Below are 13,718 nucleotides of genomic sequence, written 5' to 3'. Positions count from 1 at the left end.
GACCGGGTTGTGTTGTTCCTACAAGAACATGCACACCGACGGTCGCAGCCAGGTTCGTGCGCGACTCCAGCCCACTCAGGAAAACCGCTAGTCAACTAGCCAAGTGGATGGAAGGCTTGAGCGATGCGGATGCTGGATGAGAACACGGCGGTAGCGGCCGGCGGGTGGGATGCCCGTTGGGCGAAAGTCCTGGCGGTCGCGACGCATGAGGACGTAGGTGCCGCGATCATCGATACCAACGGGGACGGCGGTGACGTCGACCTCGATTGGTACGAACGCATCGACGGCGAATGGCAGCCAGGTTTCAGCGGCAACATCTCTGACACCGGTTCCAGCGAATCACCCACCGGATCAGCGCAATGGGGACGCGGGGCACCAGGATTGGAGACCCAGATCCAGCACCGGGGGACCCCACGAACCGTGTCCGTCGCGGACACGGGTTGGTGGCTGTTTGTCACCTCCAAGGGAGCGTAGGGCACCTCCGGGCGAGGCCACGACAAGTAGTCCTTCGATCCGAAACTCGTACCCGTCGCCGTGTCACGGCTCGAAATCGATCGACCAGTGAATTGACCGCTTTGTCCGGATCGAACCACAAAAACAAAGAGTTATGGATCACCCCTGACCTGCCCGAGCGGCCTCGGTGGTTGACTCCTGCGACGGCCGCGATGTCAGCTCAGGCTCTGTGCACTTCCCTCAGTGCGCCGCTGAGGCTCTTTCGCAGCGGGGTGCGAGCCAGGCAACGCAAGCGCCAGCGCGGCCAGAACGGCCTGTGGCGTCGCCAACTGACCCGGGCGATCCAACGGGCAGGCAGCGAACCTGCACAAACGTAGTACACAGGTTGGACTTGGACGTGTCGCCGGAGCTGGTGGTCGGTGGGACGATTCGACCTATGCCCAACGACCTGACACGACTGGCCGCGGCGATCGACGGGACCTGCCGTATCCGAGGCTCCTTCACGCTACGCAGCGGGATCACAACTAACGAGTACTTCGACAAATACCGCTTCGAGGGCGACCCGGACCTGTTGCGAGAGGTTGCGCAGGCGATGGTGCCACTTCTGCCGAGCGACACCGACGTCGTCGGTGGATTGGAACTGGGTGGCATCCCAATCGCAACGATGGTTAGCTCGATCACCGGCCTGCCAGCAATCTTCGTGCGCAAGGAGGCCAAAACCCATGGCACCTGCAAGCTGGCCGAGGGCGGGGACTTCACCGGCCGCACGGTGACTCTCATTGAAGACATCGTCACCACGGGTGGGGCCGTACGTGACGCGGCGATCGCGCTGCGCGAACTCGACGGAATCGTCCACACCGTTGTGTGCGCGATCGACCGCTCCGAACCGGGGCAGAACGTACTCGACCAAATCGGGCTGTCGACGGTCTCCATCTTGACCAAGGCAGATCTCGACACCGCTCGAAGAGTCTGAGAGCCGCCAGGTCCACCCTGGTCGGCCCGCTCAGCCAACCCTCCCGGACTCACATAGGGGCCTCGTTCGAAACTGTCTGAAGCACTTTCGAAAGTCGTCTGCGACGGTTTCGAACCGTTTGACCGTGCGCCCCCCGCGCACGGCGCGTCGCCCTACGAAACCGATCGTTACTGAGCGACGGCGACTGCTGCGCATCTAGGGTCTAGACCCTCGACGAGGCTCGTGCAAGAGACGAGTCGGTGACCCTAGATGCACGCGCCCTGCTCCAGATCCCGGCGTGCGAATGGGGTGTACCGCAGATGCACGTCTGACTGCTCCTTAAATTTTTGGTAAAGCGCGTGCCCGGGGTGGGTCTGTGCCTGTTAGATCAGCGCAGCGAGTCGGCAGTCGATCGGCTCTTAGGTGTTCAAGGGGTTCCGGCGTGGTTGCTGGTCTGGGTTTTGGTTCGTCGGGTGCTCGTGATTCTCGTGCTGTTGACCGTGACGTGTCGGGTTGGTTGCGGTGGTGTGCGTGGTCGACGGGTGCGGTGGTTGCTGCGGCGGCGTGGGGGATGCCTGCCGCTGACGCGCAGGCGCGGCCGGTGTCGGCGGTGACCGCTGGTACTGGTGCTGGTGTTGGTGGGGTGAAGCAGGCTGCCGCTGCTGTGAAGCCGGCGAAGGTGTCGTCGCGGCCGGACATGGTGTCGGCGGCGGTGTCGGCGCGGGCGCAGGGTTCCCCGGTGGAGGCGGAGGATGCGCGGACGGAGTACTCGACGTCGTGGGCGAACCCGGATGGGACGGTCACGGTGCGGGACTCGTTCGGCAAGGTCCGGTTCCGGGATGCCAAGGGTGCGTGGGCGAGCGTTGATCTGAACTTCAAGACCGGCACGGACGGCACTTTGGTAGCAGCCACGCCGGATGGGTTGCGGTTGGCGTCTGGGAGTAAGGACGCGAACGGTCAGGTCAATGCCGGTGCGGCGTTAACCGGTGGGGACCTGGTCACCGCGGCACCTGGTAAGGACCGGCAGGTCGTGTTCGGGTGGGGCAAGGGTGTCGGGGCGCCGAAAACTGCGGGGAACATGGTCACTTTCCCCGCTTCGTCGGGCGGCTCGGGTGCCTCGGGTGTGGATGTGCGGGTTGCGTCGACCCGGGATGGGTTTGAGTCGTTCTTCGACATTAAGGACGCTGCCACGTTGAACTCGTTGGTGTTGGGTGATGGTCCGGCCAAGGGCCGGGTCGGTGTGGTCTTCCCGGTGAAAACGAAGGGGTTGACCGCGAAGGTTGAAAAGGACGGGTCGGTTTCGTTCACCGATGCCAAGGGCAAGGTGCATTCGAAGCTGGCGCCGCCGCGGGCGTGGGACGCCAGGATCGATCCGAGGTCGGGGTTGCCGACCGCTGAGACCCCCGCGCGGTTGGATGTGACCCAGCAGGGCAAGGGCAAAGCCACGGTCACCGTGTCGGTGCGTCCACTTCGGCGGTCATGGCCGTCAGGGCCAGTACAGAGAGTGCGTCCAGCACGCGGCGATCTGTGGGGCCTCCGGGCTGGCTCCAGCGGCCAGCGGCCGCGTCGGCTCGGATCTGGAGCTGGTCAATGTGAGCGGCTATCGCTTCGGCGGCGGCCGCGAACTCCGGGGCATCGTCGCGTGCGGGTTGGTCGGTTAGTCCGGCCGCGACAGTGAGCACGGCCCGTCGCCAGTCACGGCGCAGCCGGTCGGCTGTGTCGTCGGGCGCTCTGCGCGCCCGTCTACGGCGCTGTGAGGGGCTGCGGGCGCTGCGGTAGTGCTCCAGGCCCGGCGCGGTCTCAGCGAGGCTCTGAGCGTCGCTGTGTCGCCATCCGGCGCGAGCAATGCCCAGGAGGCAGCGGAATGCGTGTGCGGAGTGGTCCTCGTCTGGTTCGGGCTGAGTGTGCAGCGCAGCGGCGGTGTTCTCTGTGAGGTGTTTGCGGGTCACAGGTACGTAGGGGTGGCCCTGAGCGTCGTGGGGGACGGCAGCGGTGTTGGTGTCCCCAGCAGGGCTGCGGGTCGCCCAGGCGGCCTCTCCGGCCTTCTGGCGCAGTCGCGTGACCAGGGCGCGGATATGCGCGGGACCGCTTCGAGGCTGGGTCAGCGCGTCAAGACTGCCCCGGATTGGCTCAGAGCGGCCTCCGGCTGCGTGAGGAGCACCGGGCGGGCGTACCGCCCCGGTCGCTTTGTTGGTCAGCGGGCTTGGGTCAAAACTGGCATGCAGGCTGCTCAGCAGCTCTGCAAGCTCGGAGACGACATCGGCGCTGATCGGCTGGGCCAGGCCGATCCAAATGTGGCGGCCGCCGGTCGGCCCTGATGAGCACACCAGGTGATCGACGCCCATAGTTTCCAGCAGCGCGGAGACAGTGGCGGCATCGTCGGCCGCGTGAGCGGCCGCGTTCTCTGTCTTGGCGTCGAAGTCGAGCGCGATCAGGTGGAAGTCTCCGGCTCGGTCGGCCAGGTGGACCGCCCACGGTCCATCCGGGGCGACATCTGTCACCCGGCAGGTATGAGAGTAGGTGCCGGTGACGAGTTCACCGGCTGCATCACGGGGCATCACCCGCGCTGTGGAGCGCGGGCTGATGGCACGTGTCAGTGCCCACGCCTCGCCGGTTTCAGGGCAGGGTGGTAGTGAGGGGGTGGGGTCGGCTATCCTGATAGCAACCCCCTTGGTTCAAATCGCAACTGGTCCAAAGGGTTTCTTCTCCTAGCAGGGAAGCAACTTGGGTCATCGGAGGTGGTGCTCCGTGATCCACAAGCCTCTCGGCCCTCCGCCCCTAGCAGGGCGGGGGGGCCGCTTGCTTCTCAGCTCACTTTTAGTTGTAGGCGCTCCTGCCCCTCAGCCTGTTCGATGTCCTCGGCGTGGTGGTCGAGGTAATCCATGACAAGCCGGGCAACAAGGTCGTTCCGGGTCTGACGGGTCATGCTGACATGGCGCTGTAGCTTCTCGGAGTAGGACTGAGGGATACGAAACGTGACAACTGCTCGGTCTCCCTTGCTTACCTGTGGCATTGCGTCCTCTTCTCCTATCGCCGGTACAGCGATTCCCACTCAACCACGAGTCAGGCAGCTCAGGGGGAATCTGATTCAGCGTGTCGCGCGCAACTTTCAGAGTCCGCGTGCTGCTGCGGCGGCAGCTTGCAGCCAGGCCCGCTGCGTGGTCGGACGCAGCGCGTCGAACTTGAGGTGTCCGTCAACCATCGCCGGGTCGAACGGGATTTGGACGACCTCTCGGGCGAGGGTGCTGAACCCGGTGGCAACCCGCCGAACCTCTGCGGCCGGGGCCTTGGGCTCGGCCTGGGAGACAACCACGACGGCGTTATCGGCCAACTTGGCGGAGTGCTCATTGCCTTCGGCCAGTCCGTCGAGCAGAAGCGCTCCGGCTTCTGCATGGTCGGCGCGGGTGGTGGTGGCCACCACGATCTGATCGGCCAGTTCGATCATCTTCAACCACAGCGGGTCGGACTCATCGTTGCCAGAGTCCATGAGGATCAGCCGGTAGTACTTGGCAAGCGCCTGATGGGTTCGGGCCACCATCGCGTCTGCGGCGACCAGGGTGTAGGGCCCGGCATCCAACGGCCGGGTGCGGAAGGCCTCGACCTGCTCATCGAGCTCGGCGGCCATGTCACTGACCTGGGACTTCGACAGGCTGGTGATCCCCAAAGAGCCGACCAGCTTGTCCATCCGGCGGGTGCTGACACCGAGCAGGTAGCAGGTGGCCACCACCGAGGTCAGAGCCCGCTCCGCGCGTTTCTTGCGCTCCAGCAGCCAGTCGGGGAAGTAGGAGCCTTCCCGCAGCTTCGGGACTGCGACATCGATGGTCCCAGCCCGGGTATCGAGCTCTCGGTGCCGGTAGCCGTTGCGCCGGTTGCTCCGGGATGCATCACGGGCACCGTACTCGGCCCCACAGACCGCGTCAGCCTCGGCCGAGAGCAGGGTGTTGATGAAGATCTGCAGCAGTTCCCGAATCAGGTCCGGAGAGGCCTGCAGGACCTCTTTCTCCAGAAGGGCCTTCAGGTCGATACTGGAAGGGGTGACGGTCATCGTCGTGGCTCCTTTCGAGAGTGCTGTGAGAGGTTCACTCGAAAGAACACGCGGTGGCCGTCACTGTCATTCCAACAGCCAGCTCACCGAGGCTCGTACACCACTATCCCGGACGCTACTCCACAGGACGCACCAGATCGTCGTCCACGCCGCCGGCATCACCCGCGCCAGAGACGCCGCCCCAGCAGCAATGCCCCGGCCGCCAGACCGAGCAGCACTGCACCTGCAGCGCAGACCCGCCCCCATCCGATGACAGCACCGATGACTCGTGGGTCGTATGTGTTGGTGCCGGCGTACTGGAATGGGGTGAGGCCTTCCAAGCCGGGCTCGGCACCGTTGAAGGACAGCTCGCCCCACGCCTGTCTGGCGGCCGGATATGGGTCGCTCTCGACGCGCAGGTCAGTGTCCATGATTAAGGTGGACCTGGTGTCCTCGTCGTACTGAGTCCAGGTTGTCTCCGCGGTGGTCGGAGTCTGCCCCTGGGCGAAGGAGACCCACAGATCCTGAACCTGCTCGGAGAGGCGACGGTTGGCGGCATCGTCGGCGACGAACGTCGTGGCGGCGCCGGTGGTGCCGAAGACGAATGGAAGCTCCACCGCGTGCGGGGAGCCCAGAGCGCCGTCCATGTCTATGGTCGGAACGGTCGCGAGGTACATGTGGGTCTCGACGCCGCGGGCTGAGAGCGCATCGGCCATGCGGATCGCCGGCATGCGGAACCCGACGTCGCCGATCATCGCCAGCTGCAGCTCCGAGTCAGTCAGATCCGGGCGTTCGGTCCGATACGCCTCGATGACCTCATCAGCGCGGTCGCTGACCAGGGCCTCCAGCCAGGGACGCGAATAGACCAAGGGGAGTCGTCGGATCACAGGCAGTGGGTAGTACCAGTAGCGGGCCTCGTCGAGTGTGGTCCCGATGATCACCGGTGTGCTCGGGCCATCTGGTGAGGCGATCCGCGCAGACGGCAGTTCGGGGATGAGCCCGCCATCGACCACCGGGTGGAACACAGTGTCGGAGAACTCGGAGGAGGAGTACAGCTTCGATGCGGCCCGGAGCATCTGTTCGGTGCTGAGCTCGAGCACCTCCGCCAGGTTCTTCACCCGAGCCTTCTTGGCGAAGGTCTTCGCCACGCCTGCGGCCCACTTGCGGGAGGCTACAGTGCCGGCGGTGCCGCTTTGCAGAATGGCCCGATCATAGAGTCCATCAGCCTCCGGGGCTCCCATGAGTGCGGAGATGCTGATCGCGCCAGCAGATTCACCTGAGACCGTCACGTTCCGCGGATCCCCGCCGAAGGCAGCGATGTTCTGCCGGACCCACTGCAGTGCGGCCATCTGATCCTTCAGGCCGTTGTTCATGCTCTGTGCGTACTCGGGGCCGAGGTCGCTGAGATCGAGCCAGCCGAACGGGCCAAGACGGTACTGGATCGAGACCACCGTCGCCCCGCGCCGGGCGAGGTCTGCACCGTCATACCAAGGAATGCTGGCCGATCCTGCGACGAAGCCGCCTCCATGGATGAACACGATCACCGGATCATTGCCCTCCAATGAGCGTGACCACACGTTGAGGGTCAAGCAGTCCTCAGAGATGGGCGAGCCTTCCGGAAGCTCCAGGCCTTCCGGAAGCTCCAGCTCGCTGTACTCCTGGGGACAGGCCGGGCCGAACTGCGTCGCCTCTCGCGGCTCAGTCCATGGTTCCGGGGGCTCAGGCGCTTTGAACCGCCGGTCACCTACTGGCGGTGCGGCATAGGGAATGCCGCGGAAAGCCAATATCGAATCCTCGACGGTGCCGCGCACCGGACCATATGCCGTCTCGACCACTGGGGTCTCCTGGCGGATCTTTTCCATCGTTTCCTCTCTCCGTCGCTCACCGCGTACAGGCTGATAGTATATTGTCATTAATGACAAACAAAAGGGAGGAGTGGTTGTGGGGCGTCCAAGTCTGGCGGAGGAGCGGATCGCGACGATCCTTGCTGCGACCGGTCGTTCTATCGCCCGCAACGGCGTAAATGGCACCACCCTGGAGAAGGTTGCCGCCGAGAGCGGAATGAGTCGCAGCCATATTCGGCACTATGTCGGCAATCGGGCTGACCTCATCGCGCTGTTCCGGACCCGGATCCTTCAGCGCTACGCGCCGCCGAGTCTTGCTGATGCTGAAGTGACCGGTATCAGTGCCACGGAGTACGCCTTGAACTTCCTGTTCGACCATGAAGTCGATCTGGACGAGTATGCCGGCTATTCACCGTTGAGCGTGGAGCCCTTGTTGGTGGGGGGTCCTGCGGCGTCGGCGTGTCTGCCTGACGCTGGTGCCTAGGATACGTGATTGATAGTTCTTCTGGTTGCGGAACCCGCGGCCGGTGCGCTTGATCTGCTTGATCCCGGTGTTCGCCGACTCGGTCCTGGCGTTGGTGACTTGGGTGCGGACGAAGACTTTGATCTCGGTCCACCACTTCGCCACCGTGGCGGCGAGTTTATCGGTCTCGGCCATGTCAGCGGCGGCCACGGCCATTTCGAAGTCGATCCGGGCGTTCTGGGCTGCTGGGATGTCTTTGGCGGCCAGCAGGGCCCGCAGGCGCTCCTTGACCGCCCAGGCAGCTGCGACCTGCTCGTAGTCCTCATCATCGAGGACTTGCTCTAACCGGTGGAGTCCGGCGTCGGTGAGTCGATCTCCTGCCCGGAGTAGCAGCATCCGGTGAGCCCACACCGAGTCCTCTTTCCGGCCCCGCCGGCCCAGGACTTCGCGGGTGACTCGTTGGCGGACCTCGGTGAGCATCTGGTTACCGAGGCGGACTACGTGCCAGTGATCAACGCTGATCTCCACCGCCGGCAGCACCTGGCGTACGGCGTTGCGGAACGCGCTGGAGGGATCGATCGCGACCACCTGCAGCTGCTCCAGCCACGCCTGGGAGCGTTGCTTCAGCCAGCGGGTGATGTTCGCGCTGGAGCGGCCATCGACGACGCCGAGGATGTGGCCGGTGTCGGCGTCGACGAAGGTCGACATCCACGGTTCGACCCGGCACCACTGAGCAGTCTCGGGGTGCTTGAACCACTTAGCGCGGGCGAAGCGGTGCTCATCAATCCCGAGTGCTCGTACCGGCACCATGTCGGGGTCGGGGATGGTGAGGGCATCGGCAGTGACGGCGGTGTTGATTGTTGCCCACCCAAGCTGGTAGCGGGCGCAGGTTCGCCAGATCGGCATCCCCTCATCCAGCACTGCTTCGACGGCGGCTTCCTTCAACCGGGCGGTGCACCGGGCACGGAAAGGAAGCTGGTCGGTGACCTGGGTGAAGGTCCGCCGAGCACAGGCGGCCTCGCTGCAGAGGAACCGGGGTTTGATGATCACCAGTTCGATGTCTTTGCCGCCGACGCCGAGGTCTTTGACCTTCTGGCGGGTGCGCTGATGCACCCGAGTCGAGACCACCCCGCAGTCAGGGCAGGCCGCCTCGACGCTGTTGGCAGCGGCGGTGACCCGCCGGCCGCCCAGCGGCAGATCACAGGCTGCGAGAACCTGGTAACCGTCCAGGTTGAACACCACCGAGGCCGGATCCCGAAAGAGCTCGGCAGGGCTGCTGACAGTGGGCAGGGACAGGTGTGGGCCCGTAGGCTGGAACATGGCTCGCGTCCTTCGGTAGACGATGTGATTCTTCGCAGAACCCATCATCCAACAAGGGCGCGAGCCCCTTGACTCACGACACCTCCACGCTCAACCGCGAATGGCCAAATAAGCGCAGCGCCGTTGAGAAGTTCGGCCCGCGCCGAGTCCCCGTGTGCGGGGACTTGTGCCCGTTGCGGCCGCGTGCATGATCCCTTGGGACATCACGGCCAGGCAGAGAGGTGCTGAACACTGCCGGGGAGTTGTCGGGCTCACGCTGCGGCTCCTTGCTCAACGCCTCGGGTGATGGGGCGGCCGGTGAGGTAAGCCTGGGCGGCGTGATGATCGGGGCGGCCATCGTCGTCGCGGGGATAGATCGGGGCCAGTGCGTCGGCGGTCATCAGCCCATCAAGACTGAGCTGTCCGGCGGCGGGACGACGGCGGGCCAGCTTCTTCTTCTGCGCGCGTGGTTTCCGTAGCCATTCGACTTCGGAGCACCACCAGGACCACAGGGCGCGCTCGACCTCATAGCGCGCAGCGCGGCGAGTCAGCCGCCCGGTGGTCTGATAACGATGAGCCGCGAAGCGGCGGCCGCTGTGTGCTCGTGCCCGCCAGGTGCGGGCGCGGGTGTTCTGTTGAGCGAGCCCATGAGCCTCCAGCCGAGTAAGGGCTCGGGCTGTGGCTCTTGTACTTTCTCCAGTGTTCTCAGCAAGGACCTCGCTGGTGGTCTGGGGCTGTTCGTACAGACGCGCGTAGACATTTCCCGCATGGTGCCCCAGGGCTCCCAGGGTGAAGGCATCGTGAGCGGAGGTTTCCAGCCTGGTAGTGAGGCGGCTCAGCAGTGCGCGGCGGGAAAGGGGGGCTGCCAGATGCGGGGGGCGAGATTCCTCTTGTGTCCAACTTCTAGAGGCGGCGCTGTGGAAACGTCCGTGGGGGTCGGTGCTCCAGCGTGCGGCGTTGCGGCCGTGGCCTTCGGCCGCTGCGCCGATCCAGCCGTCACGACTCAGCCGTGACAGGGCCAGGGAAACGGTTGAGCGGCCGATTCCGGCCATGAGGGCCAGGCGGCGCATGTCGGACGCGGCGTGGGCGAAGAACCCCGCACGGTCGTTCCCGGTCACCATCGACCCCACCTATGCTGCGGGCGCGAATATCGCGCCGTCGTTCGATACCCGGGTGCAAACCGATGGCGGGACCCTGGACTATTCCAACGACGCGGAGTTGCGGGTCGGGACGTTCAATGGTGGGTCCACGGTCGCGCGGTCGTTCATCATGTTCCCGACCGCTGCGGTGCAGGGCAAGCAGGTCACTGCGGCGTCGTTGTCGTTGTATGAGAACTGGTCCTGGTCGTGTACTGCGTCGGGGATGACGTTGTCGACCTCGGGTGCCCCCTCGGCGGCGACTCGTTGGGGTAACCAACCGACCATCTACTCGGCGTTCACCACCGCCTCGTTCGCCAAGGGTGCGTCCTCGGCGTGCCCGGCCGGGCGGGTGTCGTTGAACATGCTGCCGCTGGTCACTTCGGCGCAAACGAACAAGTGGACGCAGATGGCGGTGGCGTTGAAGGCCGCGAACGAAGCCGATTCGAATGGGTGGAAACGGTTCGGGTCGTCCGAATCGGCGAACCCGCCGTATGTGACGTGGACGTACAACCGGGCCCCGAACCAGGCCGCCGCACCGACGTTCGTGACGTCGGGTGTCTACGGGAACGTCGGGTACGTGGCCGGTGGGAAAGTCACCTTCACCACCAAAGCCGCCGATGCTGATGGGTCCCAGGTGAAAGCCCTGGTGGAGGTGCACAACTCCACCACGGTCAGCTCGTCCTCGAAGGTTGCGTCCTGCACCACACCCTTGGGTGCCTCCGCCGCTTCGGTGTCGTGTGTGAACGATATGGACATGCCTAACGGCGGCACGTATTACGTGCGGGCGTTGACCACGGATGAGAAGGGTTTGTCGGCGGGGTCCTGGTCGTCCTGGACCACGATCCGACGTGCTGGAACCGCGCCCGTGGCGCCGAGTATCTCGTGTCCGGGGTATGCGAACGGGTCCTGGACCAGCGCGGACCCCGCGACTGATGTGACCTGCACCGTGGCCACGTCCGGCAGTGGTGTGCTGGCCGCGACCCGCCTGGACATCTACGTCGATGGTGCCGCGACCCCGACGAAGAGCGTGGATGCGAAACAGACCGCGACCTCGACGACCGTGGTGATCCCGCGGACTGCCCGTGGTGGGCATTCGGTGCGGGCGGTCGCGGTCGGTGGGGCGAACCTGTCCAGCACCACGACCAGTACGTTCGGGTGGGGCCCGGCCTCGATGGTGACACCGGTCAACGGTGCGACCACTTCCGGCAGGGTCCGGGTGACCGCCACCGGAACGGCAACCAATGTGAAACCGGCCGCGCGGGTGCAGTGGCGCCTGGCGGGCACGGGAAGTACCGGCTGGGTCAATACCGCCACGGCAACCGTAACCACAGCCAACGGTGTAGCAACCGCGTCCGGGGTGTTCGACACGGCCAACGCGAAGAACGCCGCAGACGGCACCGAAATCCCGGAACGGACCCCGGTCACGTTCGAGGTTCAGGTGTGTTTCGACTTCACCACCGGTAGTGAGCAGTGCACCTTTGCCCAGTCACCGTGGACGTTGACGCGGGTGCCGCACGCGTTCGGTGACGGATACCCCACCAAGGACGCGGGCGATGCTGCTGCGGGTCAGGTGGCTCAGTTCACTGGGGAATACCAGTTGTCCTCAACCGATGTGACCGTCCCGGGGATGGCCGGTGACCTGTCCGTCGGACGCAGTCACTTGTCGATGGGTGGCGACGGCACCCTATCCGGATGGGCTAAGACAGGTGTGGCCTCCAGCGTGTTCGGCCCGGGATGGACCGCGTCCTTCGATGGGCCCGAGGCCGGCGCGGCCGGGTTGAGCGTGATCGATAACACCGGTTTGGACGGCACGATCGTCCTGGCTGATGAGGACGGGACCGGGTTGGTGTTCCGCCAACCCGGCGGCACCACGACCAGCGAGAAGGCCGGCGAATACAGCGCGGTCACCCAGGACACGGTCGACACCGGGTCCACCCTGAAAGTGACGGCTACGGACCCTGCGGCGGGTAACGCGGTGTCGATCACGTTGACCGATACCGACGGCACGATCACCCGGTACACCAAAACCGCGGAACGCACCGGTGCCGGTACCACTGTGAAAGCGGCACAGTGGGGTCCGCACAGTGTGACCGAGCCGGGTGCTGCCGGCACGACCACGTTCACCCGTGACAGTGCGGGACGCCCGACCCGGATCACCTCCGGGTTGCCGGACGGTTTCACTGCTACGGACTGCCCCGCCACCGGGTTGGGCAGGGCCGGGTGCCGCTACCTGGACATCAGCTACGGCACCACGAACGCCGGCACGGACGCGGCACCGGGCGAGCGGTCTGGTCAGGTGAAGACTGTGTCGGGTGTGGTGTGGGATCCGGCCGCCTCGGGCATGGTGTCAACGGTGATGGCGTCCTACGCCTACGACGGTTCCGGCCGGTTGGTGCGTGCGACTGATGCCCGGACCGGTTTGGTCACCTCCTACACCTGGGATGGTGCCGGCGCGTCGGCGTCAACCCGGTTGGCCTCACTCACCCCGCCCGGGCAGGCAGCGTTCCGGTTCTCCTATGACTCGGCCGCATCAGGCGCGAAACTGGTCACGGTGACCCGCGACGCGCCGGTTACGGGTGGGTCGCCCGTGACATTGGCGAAGTTCTTCTACAACCAACCGGTGGCTAGTTCGCCGGTACCGGACATCGCATCCAAGGCCGGCACCTGGGCGCAGACCTCACTACCCGATGCAGCCGATGGCGTGTTCGTGATGTTCGGGCCCGACCGTGCCGGGGCGGTGGGTTCGGTCATCACGACCGCGGATTGGCCGTACGCCGACGTGTCGTACACCGACGCGTTGGGGTATGAGGTGAACACCGCCAGCTACGGTGCCGGGCAATGGTTGCTGACCGCGACCGATTACGACACCCAAGGCAACGTGGTCCGCACCTTCGACACCGGCGCCACCTCAGGGATGTTGTCCGGGGACCTGCCCGTCACCGGTGCCACCGTGGATGCGAAGCACAGTTCCTCCTCGCAGTACTCCACCGAAACCAGGTACAACAACGACATCAAGGACGCCGCGGGGGCTGTGGTGGTCCCGGCCGGGACCCGGGTGGAAGAACAAACCACCCCAGCGGCCACGGTCACGATGCCGGACGGGACCGAGTTGACCGGTGCCCGCCGTACCGTCACCACCACCTACGATCAGGGCGCACCGAACGCGAACAAGAACCCGGCCACCGGTAAGCCCTACGGGTTGCCGACCACGGTGACCACCACCGTTGACGGAACCACTGTGAAACTCACCGAAACAACCAACTCCTACACCCCGGTCGTGGCCGGCGACGGAGACGGGTGGGCCCTGGGATCAGCGGTCAAGGTCACCACCGACGGCTCGTCCACGACCACCCGGTTCGACACCGCCGGCCGGATCATTGAGACCCGTGACCCGTCCGCGACCGCCGCGAACACCAGCGCATCCCCGCAAGCCACCCAAACGATTTACTACACCGCGGGCGCGAACGCCCGGGACGCGTCCTGTGGTGGCACCACCCAGTCAGCGGCTTGGCCGGGTCGGTCTGTGTGATCAAACCCGGTGCCG

The 13,718-nt window shown here is 65.4% G+C and carries 8 protein-coding genes and 1 pseudogene; 4 read left to right on the top strand and 5 right to left on the bottom strand.

The window, feature by feature from the left end:
• The first annotated feature begins 123 nt into the window (after window positions 1–123).
• Together EU513_RS13890 and pyrE are read left to right on the top strand one after the other, a co-directional pair.
• The gene (locus EU513_RS13890; protein WP_129626925.1) at window positions 124–474 is read left to right on the top strand and encodes a hypothetical protein; all 351 of its coding nucleotides are present in this window, start codon (window positions 124–126) and stop codon (window positions 472–474) included.
• 415 nt (window positions 475–889) lie between these two features.
• A complete protein-coding gene (gene pyrE / locus EU513_RS13885) occupies window positions 890–1,426 on the top strand; it encodes an orotate phosphoribosyltransferase (RefSeq protein ID WP_129626924.1) in 537 nt (178 codons plus the stop codon).
• A gap of 1,427 nt (window positions 1,427–2,853) precedes the next feature.
• On the opposite strand, the gene EU513_RS13880 is transcribed toward pyrE, so the two are convergent.
• The 3 genes and pseudogenes from EU513_RS13880 to EU513_RS13870 form a co-directional block, all read right to left on the bottom strand.
• Complete coding sequence (locus tag EU513_RS13880) at window positions 2,854–3,963, bottom strand: hypothetical protein (protein WP_129626922.1); 1,110 nt, start codon at window positions 3,961–3,963, stop codon at window positions 2,854–2,856.
• Between the two features lie 956 nt (window positions 3,964–4,919).
• Window positions 4,920–5,450: pseudogene (locus tag EU513_RS13875) on the bottom strand (transposase); the annotation flags it as partial.
• Between the two features lie 158 nt (window positions 5,451–5,608).
• Window positions 5,609–7,291, bottom strand: coding sequence for a carboxylesterase/lipase family protein (locus tag EU513_RS13870; protein ID WP_168990290.1), 1,683 nt, complete (start codon window positions 7,289–7,291; stop codon window positions 5,609–5,611).
• Between the two features lie 79 nt (window positions 7,292–7,370).
• Between EU513_RS13870 and EU513_RS13865 the strand changes: the two genes are divergently transcribed.
• Window positions 7,371–7,757 (top strand): TetR/AcrR family transcriptional regulator, encoded by a 387-nt coding sequence (locus EU513_RS13865; protein WP_168990289.1) that lies wholly within the window; start codon window positions 7,371–7,373, stop codon window positions 7,755–7,757.
• Here the strand turns inward: EU513_RS13865 and EU513_RS13860 are convergent.
• Window positions 7,683–9,056 carry an ISL3 family transposase gene (locus EU513_RS13860; RefSeq protein WP_240796069.1) on the bottom strand — a complete coding sequence of 458 codons (1,374 nt, stop codon included), beginning with the start codon at window positions 9,054–9,056 and terminating at the stop codon, window positions 7,683–7,685. The genes EU513_RS13865 and EU513_RS13860 overlap by 75 nt on opposite strands.
• 251 nt (window positions 9,057–9,307) lie before the next feature.
• Entirely contained in the window at window positions 9,308–10,156 is an 849-nt protein-coding gene (locus tag EU513_RS13855) for a hypothetical protein (RefSeq protein ID WP_129626916.1), read from the bottom strand.
• Window positions 10,157–10,208: 52 nt separating this feature from the next.
• Here EU513_RS13855 and EU513_RS13850 point away from each other — a divergent pair, with 52 nt between their 5' ends.
• Complete coding sequence (locus EU513_RS13850; RefSeq protein WP_129626914.1) at window positions 10,209–13,703, top strand: hypothetical protein; 3,495 nt, start codon at window positions 10,209–10,211, stop codon at window positions 13,701–13,703.
• Window positions 13,704–13,718 lie beyond the last annotated feature (15 nt).

Source organism: Yimella sp. RIT 621, assembly GCF_004146205.1.
In the GTDB taxonomy this organism is placed as follows: domain Bacteria; phylum Actinomycetota; class Actinomycetes; order Actinomycetales; family Dermatophilaceae; genus Yimella; species Yimella lutea.
Note: the sequence above shows the minus strand (reverse complement) of the source record. Positions and strands in the feature narration are given on the sequence as shown.

Bases quoted from the DNA above. Each gene is read 5' to 3' on its own strand.
- EU513_RS13860 (WP_240796069.1), bottom strand. From the start codon at position 9,056: ATGTTCCAGCCTACGGGCCCACACCTGTCCCTGCCCACTGTCAGCAGC.
- EU513_RS13855 (WP_129626916.1), bottom strand. From the start codon at position 10,156: ATGGTGACCGGGAACGACCGTGCGGGGTTCTTCGCCCACGCCGCGTCC.
- EU513_RS13880 (WP_129626922.1), bottom strand. From the start codon at position 3,963: ATGCCCCGTGATGCAGCCGGTGAACTCGTCACCGGCACCTACTCTCAT.
- EU513_RS13870 (WP_168990290.1), bottom strand. From the start codon at position 7,291: ATGGAAAAGATCCGCCAGGAGACCCCAGTGGTCGAGACGGCATATGGT.
- pyrE (WP_129626924.1), top strand. From the start codon at position 890: ATGCCCAACGACCTGACACGACTGGCCGCGGCGATCGACGGGACCTGC.
- EU513_RS13890 (WP_129626925.1), top strand. From the start codon at position 124: ATGCGGATGCTGGATGAGAACACGGCGGTAGCGGCCGGCGGGTGGGAT.